We start from the raw sequence: 15,675 nt of genomic DNA, 5'->3' as shown, positions 1-15,675 counted from the left end.
ATATATCATTCTGTCATTAGACAGAAAAATCAATAAGGCGAGATTTAAGTAGATTTTGTTTACGCAAAGCTACTTGAACTTCGCTTTTATTTTTGCTAGAGAAAAGATAGTGTTAAAAATATGGTAATTTTTAAGTTTGACACAAATATATATCTACTTTATAATTTAATAGGAATCAACAGTACCATTATTAAACTGACGAAAAAATGAGGAAGCGAAAATTAATTTGATAAATATTATTAAAACTGCAATTATAACTATAATGATATCATTTGCATCTGGGTTACTTTTGAATTATTTTACAAATTTAGGACCTAGGATATTATGTAATATACGAAATGGTAAACCTGAAAAAATGGACGACAAAGAAAAATTTGCATATATTGTTACGGTTAAGAACCCATCAAAAAAAACAATTCATGAGTTAACTGTACATATACAAAACGAACAAAATAACTTAAAGAGTACAGATTTCAAGATAACAAAAGGTTTGAAATTTGATTCTAACATAGAGAATAACGTTTTAGAGGTTTATATACCTTTTTTAAGTAAGGGTGATGAGTTTTCAGTTACAGTGTATTTAGAAAATAAAGATGTTATGACGAAGAAGCCAATTGTTGTAATTAGATCACCAGAAAATTTTAAAGAGATAGATTCTTCAGAAGAAAAAGGAATCTTATTGGCATTGGTTAATATACCTAAAAATATAGAACAGGTAATGAATAAGGTATCAGGAACTGAAAAAACAACAAATAGAGAAAATGCAGAAGTGTTTTCTGGAAATAGCAAAGTAAGTAAAAATAAAAAGGTTATTATAATTATTGTATTATTTGTTCTAATTGTAATGGCTGGAGTTTCTGCAGAATTGTATTTTAAAGGCGACGCTACTAATGCATCGACTAATGTTACCAAACAGTCAACTGGTTCAAAAAGATCAGGCGAAAATGCAACAAAGGATTCAGGTAGCTCAGCATCAGGAACAAATAGTGCACGAGATGCAGGGACAAATACAAAAGGATCAGGAACAAACGCAGCAACAGGTGCAAGCAGCTCAGAAACAACAAATGCAGCAACAGGTACAAGTAGTCCAGAAACAACAAATTCGGCATCAGGTGCAGGTAGTTCAGGAGTAGGAACAAATGAAACAAAAGGTGCAGGTAGTTCAACAAATACAACGACGCCAACAACGCCAACAACAAATACAACGCCGCCAGTAGCACCAACAACACCAACGACATCAGCACCAACTACAGATACAGTTGGTGGAGGAACAAATACCACTACAAGTAAATAGTTAGCGAAAATGTGTAATGGGATAAGTAGCATATTGAACGCTATATTTTAAAGTAAGCCATCAATTATATTGATGGCTTATTTTTTTCAAAAAACAGCTTTACAAATTGAAATTATCAACATATAATAAAAGTGAGTAATCACTCATTTTATATCTTAAGAAATATGTGGGAGGTGAGAATATGGCTAGGGAGAACAAAAGAGAGGCTATTTTAGCTGCAGCAATAAAGATATTTGCACAAAAAAGTTATAACGGAACTACTACCAGTGAAATAGCAAAAGAAGCTGGGGTTGCAGAAGGAACCATTTTTAGATATTTTAAAACAAAAAAAGATATATTAATAAAGGGGGTAATAGATAAATTCACTGAATTTGTTGGAGAAAAATTTATTTCAGAGCAGTTAACTAATATTTTAGAAAAAAATAGCGATAAAGATGGGCGAGAAATACTAAAAATATTAATTAAAGATAGAATCGAACTAGTAAAAAAGTACAAAGATATAATGAAGGTAGTTGTTTCAGAATCCTTATATAATGCAGAAGTGGCAACCAGTATTAAAAAAAACATATTGCCAAAGGCTAAACTATTTATAAGAAAATTTTTAACGACCTATATTGAAAAAGGTGTATTTAGAAATGTTGATTTGGATGTGGCGGAGACAGCATTAATGGGAACCGTAACAGCTTATGTGGTGCAGAACCTTTTTTTAAAGCAAAGTTATATATCTAATGAAGAGGAAATAGACAAACTTATTGATATTATAATTGGAGGCCTAAAAAAATCATAATGGGGAGTGATATTAGATGGTGAAAAAAACATGTATTGTAATTCTGACTGGGATCATGATAGTTTCTTTATCTGCATGTGGCATTTCAAGTTCAGATAGCAAAAATAATAGATATACAGCCACTGTAGAGGCAGATAATTACAATATAGTATCAGAGATTTCAGGTAAGGTTATTGACACCTCAGTAATACAAGGAAGTTATGTAAAAGATGGTGATAAGGTAGAAACAGTAGATGCTACTAGTTATCTTCTCCAGCAAAAAGAAGCAGAAGCAGGGCTTACTATTGCAGTAGCAAAGCAGGGAGAGGTGCTAGCAAATGCAGATGATAATACTAAAAACTCCGCTAATGCAAGTGTAGAGCAGGCGCAGGCAGCACTAGATTTAGCAAAACTACAGGTAGACAAATGTAATATAAAATCCAGTGTAGCAGGGACTGTTTTAGATATTTATGTTCATAAAGGTGAAATGGTAGGAATAGGCATGAATATTGCAAAAGTCATGGATTCTAACAATAAATATATAGAAGTGTACATTGATGAAAGTAAAAGAAATGATATAAGTGAAAATAAAGGTATAACATTATATTCAAATGATAAGAAAATTGGGGATGGAAAAATCATATATATTTCCAAGCAGTCTGAGTTTACACCTAAAAATACTGAAACTAAGGATGAAAAAGAAAATACAGTATTTAAAGTGAAAATATCACTGAATGGAATTAAGGATGTTGCAGTTGGTAGTATGGTTGATGCCGAAATTAAATAAAGTGTGGTGAATTTTATGAACGCAATAGAAATTAAAAATCTTACAAAACGTTTTGGCAAATTTACAGCAGTTGATCATATATCTTTTAATGTGGAAGAGGGAAAGGTATTTGGATTTTTAGGCCCAAATGGTTCTGGAAAGTCTACTACTATTAAGATTATTTGTGGAGTTCTTCAAGCTACGGAAGGTTTTGCAAAGGTATTAGGGTATGATACTGGAACACAAAATGCAAATGTGAAGAAAAATATAGGATATATGTCGCAAAAATTTAGCCTTTATGAAGATTTAACTGTTAATGAAAATTTGGATTTTTATGCAGGAATATATGGCTTGAATAAAAAGGATAGAGATGAAAGGAAAAAAGGCATAATAGCACTTGCAGGTCTTTCAGGAAGAGAAAAAGTGATTACAAAGGTTCTTTCAGGAGGATGGAAGCAAAGGTTAGCACTTGGGTGTGCCCTTATTCATCAACCTAAACTATTAGTGCTAGATGAGCCTACAGCAGGCGTTGATCCAGTATCACGAAGAACTTTTTGGGATATAATTCACAAGATTTCAAGTTTAGGCATAACGGTTCTAGTAACAACTCATTATATGGATGAGGCTGAAAGTTGTGATGAGCTTGCATTTATATTTAATGGCAAAATCATAGAGATAGGTGCCCCAAAAGATCTTATAAAGAAAGAAGGGGTAAACAACTTAGAGGATGTATTTATAAAATATGTGGAGAGAGAAACCAATACTAGCACAACAACATCTTTTGAGGATTTGAAATTCGCAGTAAAGGGGGAAGAATAAAATGAACTTTCAAAGATTTCTCTCCATTGTAAAAAAAGAATTTATTCAAATAAAAAGGGATAGAGCAAGTCTTATAATTGCAGTTATGATGCCTATTCTTATGATGATTTTATTTGGATATGCAGTAAATACTGAACTTGATAATATTAATACTGCAGTACTAGATATGAATAAAACAACTGAGAGTAGAGATTTTTTAAAGAATTTTGAGAACACAAAATATTTCAAAGTTATTAAAATTGAAAATAGCATATCGCAAATTCATGAGGATATGAATTTAGGAAGTATACATGCGGCTATTATTATACCCTCTGATTATGCCTTAAAATTAAATGAAAATGAAAAACCACGAATTCAAATTTTAATTGATGGTTCAGATCCAACCACTGCAAGAACAGTATTAAGTTCAGGCGTTTTAACTGGTGAAAATTATAGTATGAGTTATATAAATAAAACTATGGAAAAAAACAATGGAAACATAAATACGGGGGGCATAGACATTGGCACAAAAGTACTCTATAATCCGGATTTGAAAAATAAAAACTTCACTATACCAGGTCTTGTAGGATTAGTTTTGCAAAATATAACCATTTTACTAACTGCGTTTGCCCTTGTAAGGGAGAAAGAAAGAGGTACTATTGAACAGCTGCTAGTTTCTCCTTTAAAATCAGGAGAAATAATTTTAGGAAAATTAGTACCTTATATTTTAATTGGGTTTTGCGACTTTTTATTATCAATGTTTATTGGATTTTATTATTTTGGAGTACCAATTAACGGAAGCATAGCACTTCTGATTTTTCTTGGATTTGGGTTTGTCATATGTTCACTGGCAATTGGAATATTAATTTCCACTGCAGCTAAAACTCAACTGGAGGCGATGCAGATGACATTTATGATACTTTTGCCTAGCGTATTATTATCCGGTTTTGTTTTTCCAAGGGAAGCTATGCCTAAGGTTATTTATTTTATAGGCTATTTTATGCCATTGACTTATTTTTTAAATATAGTAAGAAGCATTGTGCTAAAGGGTATTGGGATGAACTATATATATAAAGATGTAATCATACTGTTTATATTTGGAGGAATACTTTTATCACTAAGCATAATACAATTTAGGAATAAATTAGAATAAATAATACAAAATATCATCTTAATTATAAAAACATAATGATTAGTTCATAATTGTTATGTATAATTAGATTATTGAATATACAAAAATAATTTTAAGGATGATATTTTAATGAATATATTTGGTAGAAAATCAAATGATGAAGCCAAGAGTATTAAACTAAATGAAGAAGGTCAGCAACTTTTTCAATGGGATGGTACAGAGCTTAGCAATATTGATGAGAAAAGGGCTGACGGACGTATTGATTCAAAGGAAAAATTCTTTGCCAAGTCTTATTTAAATCCGACGGATTTTAAATATATATTAGCTGCATGTTTTAGAGTTGTGAATGAAAATGCTAAGATTGTTATAGTTTTTAACGAAAATATAATACATATTAATCAATATGTATTGAGCCTTCTTATATATATAAAAATATGTATGCCAGATGAAATGGTTGAAATAATAAATTTTTCTGCAAAGAAAGATCAAATTACTATCTATAAAGAAAAAAACAAGAAAAAATTAAAAAAAATCCAGGATGTTTACTTTTTTGATTTTAAATCACAGAGTTTTATACTGAAAGATTTAAGTATTAAATCTGAATATCTAGAATTGGTTTTTGAAAGCATAAACAGGAGAGAAAAATTAATAGATTTTATGTTGATTGCCAGCACTGTTGTGTATAATAAATTTTCCCTTGGTGAATACGATAAAATAAGCACAATATTTAATTTAAATGAAAACAGAGAAAAAATAGATGAAGAGCAAAGAGTAGGTTTATTGAAAGAACTTTATGAAAAAATAATAAATTCAGATGAAGGTACTGGGCAAAAAAACTATGCTGTGTTTTTTGCGAATATACTTGAAGAAGAATTTAAAAGTAAAAAAAACAATAGAGATCTGTATAATCCATCTGAGCAAATTGTTGACATAATATTAAATTTTTATAATTATATTGATAAATATTTTGATGATCTCACTGGGGAAAATATTAAAAAAGTGATAAATGCTTATCTATTGTTAGTTATAGCAGATGGTAAAAGTTCAGGAAAGCTAGATTATGTTAAGCGTATTTTTTTAAAGGCTAATACAAATCCCTTAGTCTTCAGAAAACTCATAGATATTTTATTTGTAAATGATCAGTTTGTAGAGGATATACTTAAGTGGTATATATTAGATGAACTAGAAGATGCTAAAGAATTAGATGGTATTTTAAATCATGTAAGTTTTTGGGCAAAAACTTCACCTAAGGTAATAAATATGGATTTTTTTGTGGAGTATATTCAAAACAAATTAATAGATATATCTGAAACAAAAGATAGAAAAGCAGACGATTATACTATAATATATAATTATCTAAAAGACTTTGAAAAGTTATGTCCTACTAAAGAGGATGAAGACAAGTATATTGAGTTTGAAAATAAAATAAAAAATAAGATATATGTATATACTGTAGAGTCTATAGATTTAACTAGGGTTACTTATGAAAATATTTTGGCAATAGATCTTCAGGATTTTGAAAAAGAAGATAAAAAATGTGAAACTATTTATTACTTGCAAGGGCTTTTTAGTGAGGATACAATTATTAAATTAAAAGAAATAGAAAATTTTATTTGTTCTTTGAGCACAGAAGAAATGTTTAATGTAGAAAATCAAATTCAAAATTATTACAAAGATAAAATTAACGAGAAATATTTTAGGAAGATAATGGTAGGTTTCGTAGAGCAAGCCGTATATTTAAATAATATTGTTTTATATAATGTAGATAGTTTAATGGGTTTTATTTATGAAAATGAAAGTGCTGATATGGCCAGGCAATATATAGCGTGGGTTTCAGATAATTTTATTGAGTTAAATGAACAAATGGTACAAAATAGATTTAAAAGTGGGCTATTTTCATATTTTTATGAATTTGATAGAGAAGCATTTAAAAATGCTTCGTTTAGCAAACTGTTTTCTAAAATACAGAACAGGACTATGCGAAAGATGATAAAAGAAATAAGAAAACAGCTACCAGGAAACTTTGAGAGGATGGTAACTAAAATATCAAGTTCCAAAACACGGTACTAGTGAAAAACAAGTGACAGGATAGGATGTAAGTAGAGTGTAAAAACAGTCTACTTACATCCTTATTTTTTTCTGTATTTAGTCAAACATTTTTAAAACTGAATACTTAGTTAGTGAAAGGAGATGATAAATATGGCAACAAGTTCAGCAATATCAAAGAGCACGTTACAAATTAATTATAAAACTGGTCAGAATGCAAATGGCAAAGATGTAATTAAAAGTGACAAATTCCCTAAATTAAATTCAGCAGTAACCAATGATGACATCTATGCTGTAGCAGCAGCACTTGGAACACTTTTAATCTATCCAGTTGTTAGCATTGAAAGAGTTGACAATAACGTAATAACAAATCAATAAATTTATATTCTAAAATATAGGAGGTGAGAAAATGGCAAAGAGTTTAGCAATGATATTTACCACTGACGGTGGTAAAAAGGTTACTTTTAAATTGAATAATGTAAAAGATGATGTTAGCGGCCAAGATGTAGCAAGTGCTATGAATACAATTTTATCAAAAAATTTGTTTGCTACTAGTAGCGGAAACTTAAAAGCGATAGATTCTGCTGAATTGACAGATAAAAATATTACTATCTTAACAGTAAAATAATTAATAGGTCAGAACAAAAAATTTGTTCTGACCTATTAATTATTTTTTTAGTACAATTTTGAAAAAAATTTTTTCAAAATTGTACTAAATGACTATTTTGTAGTACAATTTAATAAAAAGTTTGTTATTTGACAGTTTTAAAATACAAATAATCTTGCATGCAGGTTCCTGGACAAATATAATATAATTAGAGTATATTTAAGAAAGAGGTGTGTTAAACTTTGGGTACTAGAAAAGAAAACATAGGTTTGAATATAAATAAGATAACAGAGGACAGAAATTTAGAGTTAAATTTTGAGCCAGTTGTATCTATAATAAAAAAAGCTGTTATTGGTCTTGAAGCTATACTTGTAGGTTTTCCAGATGCAAATGGAAATATTGTTTCTAAGGATGAATTAGGACAGTACGAACTTAAAGAAGGGGAAGCAATAGAACTAGATAGACTTTATAGAGAAAAATCCATGGAAAGTTTTTTAGACATATATGAAAAAAACAAGGAAATATTATTATTTATAGATATAAATATATCTATAATAGATAAATATATCGGTTCCGGTATTTTGATGAATGTTGTCAATGATTATGGAATTGAGCCAAGAAATATAGTTCTTGAAATTGTTGAAGAAAAGATTGATGATATAGAGGCTATGCAAAATTTTATTAATTTTTACAGAAATAAGGGCTTTTTAATTGGTCTTAAAGACTTAGGCTCAGGTTTTGCAAATCTTGATAGAATTTCTTATGTAGAACCTGATATAATAAAGATTAACAGCGTGATAACTAAAGATATAAGCTATAATTATTATAAGCAAGAAATATTTAAATCTCTTGTAAACTTATCTAAAAAGGTAGGAGCACTTGTAATAGCAGAAGATGTAGAAACAGAGGCAGAAGCTATGGTAGTTATGGAACTAGGTGCAGATATGATTCAAGGAAGAGCATTCTCTGAACCAATACCGTCTGATAAAGTAGGAAAAACCAACTTAAAAGACCGGATTGAAAAAATGGGCATTGATTATAAGGCATATATGTCTGAAGAAATAGACGCTAAAGAACAATCACATAAAAAGTATGATGAAATAATAAATGGCATTATTGTTAGGCTTGAAAATACAAAGAAAGCTGAATTTGATTCAATAATAGAAGGCACTGTGGATGAATACCCCGTACTTGAATGTGTATATATACTAAATGATGCCGGAGAGCAAGTCACAAATACAGCTACAAGGTGTAAAAATATGATATCCCAAAAAGCTCTTATTTTCCAGCCAGCTAAAAAGGGAACAGATCATTCTTTAAAAAAATATTATTACTTTTTAAGAAGTATGAGTTTAAACAAGTATGTAACAGAGCCATACGTATCAATGGCAACAGGGAATCTCTGTATAACAATTTCTTCTTCATTTAAAGATAGCGCTAAAAAAAGCTATATTATCTGTATAGATTTTAATCCTGATAGCATAAATGCTTAATAAACACATATGAGAAAAAGTTAAAAGATAAGGGCTAGTGACGAGTTTTTCCTTTTGCAGTGGGAAAACTCAATTATAAAAGAAGGCACATGGATTTATACCTAAAATCTATGTGCCTTCTTTTTCTAATAATATCATTTACTATATGAATCCTTCCATAGATTCCGATTTTTTATAAGAATTATTATTCAATTTACATTTTACGCTGCTATTAAATTTAGTTTTAAGACAAAAAAACAGTGAGTTACACATGTAATATAATAAAATGACATATGTAACTATAAAAATTTAAAATATTAGATTATTATAAATATATAAAATTGGTGGGGTGATAACTGTATGGGTAATTTTCAAGGAATATCATTAACAAACACTATAATTGTAGTTGCATTGATCTTATACATGATATATATTCAAGTCGTTGAAAGAAGATTTAAAGCAAAAAAGTATATTTTTTTACCAATAATCTTGATATGGCTTACAATTTCAACACTTCAAAAAATAAGAGGTGGCATTGGAGAAATAGCTCCAGGGATATTAATGCTTATAGTAATTGGATTAATATGTGGTGTTATTGCTGGATTCATTACAAATATATACCCAAAAGAAGACGGAAATCTTTATATAAAAGGTGGATGGCAAATGCTTCTTTTTCTAATAATATCACTTCCTATAAGAATGATATTAAGTCATTTAATTACAAGCTTGCCTCAAGACATAGGACTAGATTATGCAACTGCGTATCTTGTAAGGCTAACTTTTATGTTTATAGGAAGAGCTATAGTTGTATATATGAGAGTGCCTAATTTTTGGGATGTTTTTCATTCACAAAGAGAAGAGAGGAAATTAAGAAGAAGGTCAAGATGAGAAGGCGGAAAAAAATTCATGCAAGTAAAGCTAAACAAAATGGGCAAGTGGATGAGGAATAATATATATTATTAATTATTCGGCATTGCCGAAAATCCTCATCAACTTGCCACTTTTCACTCTTAGCTTTTAACTGTTCTTAAAGCGGTGGGTTTGTCCTCAATAATGCAGATACTTTCAGAGGATATACCCTCCCCTCTTCCAGTAAAACCAAGCCCTTCTTCTGTGGTGGCTTTTATATTTATTTGGTCTATGGTTATATTCAGAGAAGAACATATATTTTCTCTCATGTTTTTTATGTGGGGAGCCATTTTAGGATTTTGTGCAATTATAGTTGCATCTATATTTCCTACTTGAAATCCAGCCTTGTCTATTATATCTGCAACTTTTTTTAATAGTTCCAAGCTACTTACACCTTTGTAAGTAGAATCACTGTCAGGAAAATGGGTACCAATATCTCCAAGGGCTGCTGCACCAAGTAAGCTATCTATTATGGCATGGACAAGTACATCGGCATCAGAATGGCCGAGAAGACCTTTGTCGTAATTAATTTCTACGCCTCCAAGTATAAGTTTTCTCTCAGTGACCAATTTATGTACATCATAACCTAGTCCAATTCTCATATTATCAACTCCTCATTTGTATATAGTGAACTGTAGTCATATATTTATTATATCAAATATTAAAAAAGTTGCTATGTTAAAATGCTTTTAATCATTTTAACATAGCAACGGTAAATTATATCTTTTCAAAGTATACGTTTACATTGTTTTGAACGATTAGACTTATTAAATTTGTTAGGAATAAAATAAAATAGATATTTTATATGTTCTTTAATTTGTTCCAAGGAAAATGCATTTTTTTTGTTTGAAACTTTTTTATGGGTGAAATCAACATACACAACATTATTTTTCATATAAAATCCCACCTTTCGTAAGAATTAATTAATTCTCTTTATACTATTATAATACTATTTTTTCTTTGAAATGTTAATACATAAATAGAAAATATTTAAAAAATAAATTTAGTAATAACATTTGAAAATCAATATCAATTATCCACAGGTTATCCACAAAACTGTGGATAACCTTAACGATATAATAAAAACTATTGTTTATATGGATAAAAAGGCTTGAAATCCACAAGTTATTAAGGATTAAACTGTGTATAATGTTGATAAGTACATTATATTAAATATAAATGTTATTTTTTATCAAACAATTATAGATAATTTTGTTCTGTTTTGGTAAACTTAAATGGTAAATAGTGATTATTATTAATATTTAGGAAGGACTTAACTATGAAAAATGAAGAAAAGAGAATAATAGGGGTAAGTTTTTTAATTTTACTGGCAGTTATAGTTTGGGCTGTATTTGTTAATATTAACAAAAAAAGCAAACAGGATACATTAAGCACAAAAATTATTAATAGTGTTAGTGATGAAAATGCGTCTAGTACGAATGTCACAAGTACAAATGTTGTAGCATCCGCAGTTACGGTACCTATGAAGAATAATGATCAAGGTGTACCCATAGTTATGTATCATAGTGTAGATGATAATCAATCAGCGATTCTGTCTAGTGGACTAAGAATAACAAAGGAAAATTTTGCTTCACAGATGAAATACTTAAAAGATAATGATTTCCATACTCTGACTATGGACGAAATTAACGATTTTTTGATTAATAATAAACCAATACCTCAAAAATCTGTGGCGCTTACTTTTGATGATGGTTATGAAGATAACTATTCAAATGTTTATCCTATATTAAAAAGTTATGGATTTAAAGCTACTGTATTTGTTGTTGTAAAAAGCATTGGTGAAAATTCAAATTTTTTAACCGCGAGTCAACTTAATGAAATGCAACAAAATGGTATGGATATAGAAAGTGGAACAGATGAGAATGTTAAACTTGCGGATCTAACTAGTGATAACCAACTAGCTAGTCTTAAAGAATCTAAAACTAAATTGGAAGAATTATTAAATAAAAAGGTTAATTATGTTTCATATCCTTTTGGAAGTTATAATTCTCAAACTTTAGAAGATGTTAAAAATGCAGGATATGCACTGGGACTTAGTAGAGATGGGAAATGGACATATAAAACCGATGGACAATTCAAGCTAAGCAGAGTATTTATAGGACCCACTCATACTGAGAGCGATTTTGAAAATAGAATTAATAACAAAAATTATTGATTTTATTTGTGATAAGAGGAAGTGATAAATTGAAATTATCGTATAAAAAGCTAAGTGTAATAATATTATTAGTTGCTTTAATTGGAACTATAACTTATGTTACTGTGAATAATACAAATAAGAATAAAAGCGCCTTAAGTAAAAAAATGGGTTTAAAAGCAAAGCCTAAGCAAAAAGTTAAGAGTAATAAAAATGATGAGCAGACGATAAGGACATTTAAAGGTATCAACCTAATACATAATGATAAGATAATACCAACACTTATGTATCATAGTGTTGCTGATGGGCAGGCCAATAATAGTGCTGTGGTACCAGTAGATGTATTTAAGCAACAAATGCAGTATCTTAAGGACAATGGGTACACTACTTTAAGTTTAGATGAACTGCATAACTTTATACAAAATAATAAACCTGTTCCTGAAAGATCTGTTGTTTTAACCTTTGATGATGGTTATGAAGACAGCTATACTAATGTATTCCCAATTCTTAAAGCTTTTGGCTTTAGGGGGACCGTATTTGTAATTCCAGCATTAACCGATAAACCGGGTCCATATTTAAATTCTAAGCAATTGAAAGAGATGGATAAAAATGGTATGGATATAGAAAGTCATACTGTAAATCACGAAAAACTTGGTGAATTGTCAAGTGAAAAACAGCTAGATACGCTAATTCAATCTAAACAAATGTTAGAAACAATGTTAAATAAAAAGATACAATATATTGCATATCCTTTTGGTAGTTATAATAATTTCACAGTAGCTGAGGCTCAGAAAGCAGGATATACTATGGCATTTACTACTAATGATGGATGGGCAGGCAAAAATACAGACATATTGCTTTTGAATAGGGTTTTTGTTAATTCCCTTAAGGGAATGGATCAATATGTAGAAAGATTAAATAATCCAAATTATAAATAATTAAGATCTTCTGCTTTAGCAGAAGATCTTAATTATTTTGTGGGTATTTTTTCAAGGTGGCTAGTTTGAACTACTACCATTTTGGTTAATATCTAAATCAAATTTTCTATCAAGGGCTATACTTGAAAAATAAGAAGTATTTATGTTATGGCCAGAAATAAAAACTGATATCTTTTTCATTTTTTCATCAGGGCTTAATACATTTATGTAATTATTTTGTTCAGCAGTACTTAAAATGAGAACAAGACCCTCATTTATATTTTTATATTTTAATTTTGAAGTGGTTATTATGTTATTTCCATTCCCATCTAAGGAAGAAATATCAATTATTTTATTCCATCTGTTAACTTTTAAATTTATTGAAGCATTTGCATCTATAATCACAAAACTAGTAGGTGTAAAATAAGCATATATTGAGACTATAGCACCGAGAATAATAATGATAATTAGAAATAATAATATAGATTTTAATTTTGTGAATTTTTTTTGTTTAGGAAGAAGGTCAGGTTCACTACTGCTAGAGTCTTCATATGAGTTTATTGTTATCACTCTTTTGTTTTCATCCATTATTATTCACCTACAATAATTTATAAAATTCCTTCATTAATTAAAATATTTTCTAGTTCACTTACTTTAGTTGATAAGAATAGGAATTGCTTTTTTATATTTTCCCCAGACAGTTGGTTTTTATCTAGGTCGTTTTCCATAGATTTTACAGTATTTAAGGCCTCATCTATTTGCTTAGTTGCTAATTCTATATTTTTCTTGTCCATAATCGAGCTCCTTCAATTCAAATTTTTTTTATTTTTTAAAGGTTTTTCATTTAGAAATGGTGCATAAAATTCAAAAGTTTTTTCGTGACCACACTCAGAACATAAACACTCACAAACGTCAAAAGGAACGTTATCTATTAAAAGTATTTCCAATTGTTCTGCTTCGTAATCACCACCGCAAACTTCACAAGGGGTGCTATTAATAATGTTATATTCACTTTCAATATATTTCATTATATCGGTTAATATCATGATTTTCCTCCAAATTTCTATATACAATAATTTAAGCATAAATATAAATTTAGTACAAGTTGTATTATATCATACATTTTTATAAAATCATAAAATACATGTTGACACACGAACAAATGTTCTGTACAATAAAAATACGAACAAAGGTTCGAACGACTATTGATATTAATTGGTATTTAAAATAAATTTCTCTGGAGGAAAATAGTATGAATAATATTTTTGTGAGGATTAGCTACAATAATGCTAACGTGGACAACTTGAAGAGCACAAAGATAAGAAATGGTGAAATTAATGCAAATAAGTACTTAATTGCTGGTGGTTTTTATAACAAAAATGGCGGGTCAATGGTATTTAAGGCTAAGAGTTTAGAAGAAGTAAGACAAATTACAGAAGGAAAACCACTAATAGAGAATGCCAACATGAGATATGACGTGGTTATATTACCACAGAACCTTTAAAGGTAAATATTTAATAAATATTTTTGGGAATTATGACGAAAAGTAAATAAAATAAATGAGATTGTTACATTAATCGACAAAATATAAATATTTTCAACAATTACAGGGGACTGTAACATGCAACCCATGCATTGTGATTTATAGCTTGTACTATATAAATTGGGAACTGTAAATTATAATTTGTGATTTTTATCCGTAACTTTTATATTGGACATCCGTTTCTCATTGGTGTTCTTTTTTTTTGCATTAATATAATTAAAATTTATTTAATATAAAGTGTAAAATAATATAGATTTAGAAGTATAATTAAAGTGTTATAAAGTAATAGAAGGATGGGATGTTAATGAGACGACATAATGTAGTTATCTTGCTTATGAGTCTAGTGTTTATTTTGGGTTTTTCTTCCTGTGCAAATTCATCTGATAAAGCGCAAAAAAATAACAAAAAATATTATATCGCTAGTACAAATAAGAAACAGTCTAAGCCAAAAACTCCAGCGCCAGCACCAAGAACAGTGCTTAAAGAAGGAGATAAGGGAGACGACGTAAAGAATATTCAAAAAAAGATTAATACTTTTGGATATCACGTGGGAACAGATTCACAATTTGGGGAAGAAACCATTTATGCTGTAATGGATTTTCAACACAGGCATGGACTTTCAACCAGTGGAGTAGTAGAAGGAGATACATTAAAGGATTTGAATGAGAAACCTACAGCGGATGTTATGTATATTCCGCATGCTGAGCCTGCATTAAGTGAAAGTGATGTTACAAATGCTGCGAATTATGAAAGTATAGTTAATGCGGTAGATTTACCAACTTATACTAATTATTTGATTAGGGTTAGTATAGCGCAGCAGACAGTTTATATTTTTAATGGTACAAATCGAAATTGGAAGTTAATAGATGAATTTTCGTGTTCATCAGGCACATCGGGTACACCAACAATAACTGGAAATTTTTTTGTAGGAAATAAGGGTCCACAGTTTTCAACTCCAAACGGAATAGTATGTAAATATTTTACACAAATACAAGGCAATTATTTATTTCATAGCGTTTTATTCGATAAAAATGGAAATTTGGTAGATGGAACATTAGGGAATGGAGTATCCCATGGATGTGTAAGACTTGCTCTAGAAAATGCAAAATATATTTATGATAATGTACCAATAGGTTCGGGAATATGGATACAGTGACAAGTTAGAAGATATAAGTAAAGGTAGCGAAGAAAAATAAAGCAGCCACATTATGGATAATTAATTCATAATGTGGCTGCTTTATTTTTTCAGTATTTTTTATTTTAGTAATTT

Annotated in this window: 19 protein-coding genes; 14 read left to right on the top strand and 5 right to left on the bottom strand. The window is 29.4% G+C overall.

Annotated elements, in window-relative coordinates; genetic code table 11:
• Nucleotides 1-226 precede the first annotated feature (226 nt).
• From BR66_RS0108230 to BR66_RS0108185, 10 genes are all read left to right on the top strand, one after another.
• On the top strand, nt 227-1,294 hold the full coding sequence (locus BR66_RS0108230) for a hypothetical protein (protein ID WP_026882492.1): 1,068 nt from the start codon (nt 227-229) through the stop codon (nt 1,292-1,294).
• Between the two features lie 181 nt (nt 1,295-1,475).
• Complete coding sequence (locus BR66_RS0108225) at nt 1,476-2,081, top strand: TetR/AcrR family transcriptional regulator (RefSeq protein ID WP_026882491.1); 606 nt, start codon at nt 1,476-1,478, stop codon at nt 2,079-2,081.
• A 16-nt stretch (nt 2,082-2,097) separates the two neighbouring features.
• Nucleotides 2,098-2,847, top strand: coding sequence for an HlyD family secretion protein (locus BR66_RS0108220; protein ID WP_026882490.1), 750 nt, complete (start codon nt 2,098-2,100; stop codon nt 2,845-2,847).
• 15 nt (nt 2,848-2,862) lie between these two features.
• Complete coding sequence (locus tag BR66_RS0108215) at nt 2,863-3,645, top strand: ABC transporter ATP-binding protein (protein WP_026882489.1); 783 nt, start codon at nt 2,863-2,865, stop codon at nt 3,643-3,645.
• Between the two features lies 1 nt (nt 3,646).
• Nucleotides 3,647-4,777 (top strand): ABC transporter permease, encoded by a 1,131-nt coding sequence (locus BR66_RS0108210; RefSeq protein WP_026882488.1) that lies wholly within the window; start codon nt 3,647-3,649, stop codon nt 4,775-4,777.
• Nucleotides 4,778-4,885: 108 nt separating this feature from the next.
• Nucleotides 4,886-6,826 carry a hypothetical protein gene (locus BR66_RS0108205; RefSeq protein ID WP_026882487.1) on the top strand — a complete coding sequence of 647 codons (1,941 nt, stop codon included), beginning with the start codon at nt 4,886-4,888 and terminating at the stop codon, nt 6,824-6,826.
• Nucleotides 6,827-6,955: 129 nt separating this feature from the next.
• Nucleotides 6,956-7,180 (top strand): DUF1659 domain-containing protein, encoded by a 225-nt coding sequence (locus BR66_RS0108200; protein WP_026882486.1) that lies wholly within the window; start codon nt 6,956-6,958, stop codon nt 7,178-7,180.
• A gap of 31 nt (nt 7,181-7,211) precedes the next feature.
• A complete protein-coding gene (locus tag BR66_RS0108195) occupies nt 7,212-7,430 on the top strand; it encodes a DUF2922 domain-containing protein (RefSeq protein ID WP_026882485.1) in 219 nt (72 codons plus the stop codon).
• Nucleotides 7,431-7,651: 221 nt separating this feature from the next.
• Nucleotides 7,652-8,902, top strand: coding sequence for an EAL domain-containing protein (locus tag BR66_RS0108190; RefSeq protein WP_026882484.1), 1,251 nt, complete (start codon nt 7,652-7,654; stop codon nt 8,900-8,902).
• Nucleotides 8,903-9,241: 339 nt separating this feature from the next.
• The gene (locus tag BR66_RS0108185; RefSeq protein WP_026882483.1) at nt 9,242-9,769 is read left to right on the top strand and encodes a hypothetical protein; all 528 of its coding nucleotides are present in this window, start codon (nt 9,242-9,244) and stop codon (nt 9,767-9,769) included.
• 122 nt (nt 9,770-9,891) lie between these two features.
• Here the strand turns inward: BR66_RS0108185 and ispF are convergent, their stop codons facing one another.
• Both ispF and BR66_RS25650 read right to left on the bottom strand, forming a co-directional pair.
• Complete coding sequence (gene ispF / locus BR66_RS23425; protein WP_035795763.1) at nt 9,892-10,392, bottom strand: 2-C-methyl-D-erythritol 2,4-cyclodiphosphate synthase; 501 nt, start codon at nt 10,390-10,392, stop codon at nt 9,892-9,894.
• 125 nt (nt 10,393-10,517) lie between these two features.
• On the bottom strand, nt 10,518-10,685 hold the full coding sequence (locus tag BR66_RS25650) for a hypothetical protein (protein ID WP_156946258.1): 168 nt from the start codon (nt 10,683-10,685) through the stop codon (nt 10,518-10,520).
• A gap of 384 nt (nt 10,686-11,069) precedes the next feature.
• Between BR66_RS25650 and BR66_RS0108170 the strand changes: the two genes are divergently transcribed.
• Both BR66_RS0108170 and BR66_RS0108165 read left to right on the top strand, forming a co-directional pair.
• Nucleotides 11,070-11,966, top strand: a complete 897-nt coding sequence (locus tag BR66_RS0108170; RefSeq protein ID WP_026882482.1) for a polysaccharide deacetylase family protein — start codon at nt 11,070-11,072, stop codon at nt 11,964-11,966.
• Between the two features lie 29 nt (nt 11,967-11,995).
• The gene (locus BR66_RS0108165) at nt 11,996-12,883 is read left to right on the top strand and encodes a polysaccharide deacetylase family protein (RefSeq protein WP_026882481.1); all 888 of its coding nucleotides are present in this window, start codon (nt 11,996-11,998) and stop codon (nt 12,881-12,883) included.
• A gap of 60 nt (nt 12,884-12,943) precedes the next feature.
• On the opposite strand, the gene BR66_RS0108160 is transcribed toward BR66_RS0108165, so the two are convergent.
• From BR66_RS0108160 to BR66_RS0108150, 3 genes are read right to left on the bottom strand one after another with little or no spacing between them, the layout of a single operon-like run.
• A complete protein-coding gene (locus BR66_RS0108160; protein ID WP_026882480.1) occupies nt 12,944-13,450 on the bottom strand; it encodes an anti-sigma-I factor RsgI family protein in 507 nt (168 codons plus the stop codon).
• 20 nt (nt 13,451-13,470) lie between these two features.
• On the bottom strand, nt 13,471-13,656 hold the full coding sequence (locus BR66_RS0108155; protein ID WP_026882479.1) for a hypothetical protein: 186 nt from the start codon (nt 13,654-13,656) through the stop codon (nt 13,471-13,473).
• 12 nt (nt 13,657-13,668) lie between these two features.
• Complete coding sequence (locus BR66_RS0108150) at nt 13,669-13,908, bottom strand: hypothetical protein (protein ID WP_026882478.1); 240 nt, start codon at nt 13,906-13,908, stop codon at nt 13,669-13,671.
• A 206-nt stretch (nt 13,909-14,114) separates the two neighbouring features.
• On the opposite strand from BR66_RS0108150, the gene BR66_RS0108145 reads away from it, so the two are divergent.
• Both BR66_RS0108145 and BR66_RS0108140 read left to right on the top strand, forming a co-directional pair.
• On the top strand, nt 14,115-14,366 hold the full coding sequence (locus BR66_RS0108145) for a YciI family protein (protein WP_035795760.1): 252 nt from the start codon (nt 14,115-14,117) through the stop codon (nt 14,364-14,366).
• A 343-nt stretch (nt 14,367-14,709) separates the two neighbouring features.
• Nucleotides 14,710-15,561 (top strand): L,D-transpeptidase family protein, encoded by an 852-nt coding sequence (locus BR66_RS0108140; protein ID WP_026882476.1) that lies wholly within the window; start codon nt 14,710-14,712, stop codon nt 15,559-15,561.
• Nucleotides 15,562-15,675: the final 114 nt, after the last annotated feature.

This window comes from Clostridium akagii DSM 12554, assembly GCF_000686725.1.
Classification (GTDB): domain Bacteria; phylum Bacillota; class Clostridia; order Clostridiales; family Clostridiaceae; genus Clostridium_I; species Clostridium_I akagii.
This window is presented reverse-complemented; position numbering and strand designations above follow the sequence as displayed.

What these genes read in the sequence shown, in the direction of transcription:
- BR66_RS0108225 (WP_026882491.1), top strand. Translation starts at nt 1,476, where the DNA reads ATGGCTAGGGAGAACAAAAGAGAGGCTATTTTAGCTGCAGCAATAAAG.
- BR66_RS0108220 (WP_026882490.1), top strand. Translation starts at nt 2,098, where the DNA reads ATGGTGAAAAAAACATGTATTGTAATTCTGACTGGGATCATGATAGTT.
- BR66_RS0108215 (WP_026882489.1), top strand. Translation starts at nt 2,863, where the DNA reads ATGAACGCAATAGAAATTAAAAATCTTACAAAACGTTTTGGCAAATTT.
- BR66_RS0108210 (WP_026882488.1), top strand. Translation starts at nt 3,647, where the DNA reads ATGAACTTTCAAAGATTTCTCTCCATTGTAAAAAAAGAATTTATTCAA.
- BR66_RS0108205 (WP_026882487.1), top strand. Translation starts at nt 4,886, where the DNA reads ATGAATATATTTGGTAGAAAATCAAATGATGAAGCCAAGAGTATTAAA.
- BR66_RS0108200 (WP_026882486.1), top strand. Translation starts at nt 6,956, where the DNA reads ATGGCAACAAGTTCAGCAATATCAAAGAGCACGTTACAAATTAATTAT.
- BR66_RS0108195 (WP_026882485.1), top strand. Translation starts at nt 7,212, where the DNA reads ATGGCAAAGAGTTTAGCAATGATATTTACCACTGACGGTGGTAAAAAG.
- BR66_RS0108185 (WP_026882483.1), top strand. Translation starts at nt 9,242, where the DNA reads ATGGGTAATTTTCAAGGAATATCATTAACAAACACTATAATTGTAGTT.
- ispF (WP_035795763.1), bottom strand. Translation starts at nt 10,392, where the DNA reads ATGAGAATTGGACTAGGTTATGATGTACATAAATTGGTCACTGAGAGA.
- BR66_RS25650 (WP_156946258.1), bottom strand. Translation starts at nt 10,685, where the DNA reads ATGAAAAATAATGTTGTGTATGTTGATTTCACCCATAAAAAAGTTTCA.
- BR66_RS0108170 (WP_026882482.1), top strand. Translation starts at nt 11,070, where the DNA reads ATGAAAAATGAAGAAAAGAGAATAATAGGGGTAAGTTTTTTAATTTTA.
- BR66_RS0108160 (WP_026882480.1), bottom strand. Translation starts at nt 13,450, where the DNA reads ATGGATGAAAACAAAAGAGTGATAACAATAAACTCATATGAAGACTCT.
- BR66_RS0108155 (WP_026882479.1), bottom strand. Translation starts at nt 13,656, where the DNA reads ATGGACAAGAAAAATATAGAATTAGCAACTAAGCAAATAGATGAGGCC.
- BR66_RS0108150 (WP_026882478.1), bottom strand. Translation starts at nt 13,908, where the DNA reads ATGATATTAACCGATATAATGAAATATATTGAAAGTGAATATAACATT.
- BR66_RS0108145 (WP_035795760.1), top strand. Translation starts at nt 14,115, where the DNA reads ATGAATAATATTTTTGTGAGGATTAGCTACAATAATGCTAACGTGGAC.
- BR66_RS0108140 (WP_026882476.1), top strand. Translation starts at nt 14,710, where the DNA reads ATGAGACGACATAATGTAGTTATCTTGCTTATGAGTCTAGTGTTTATT.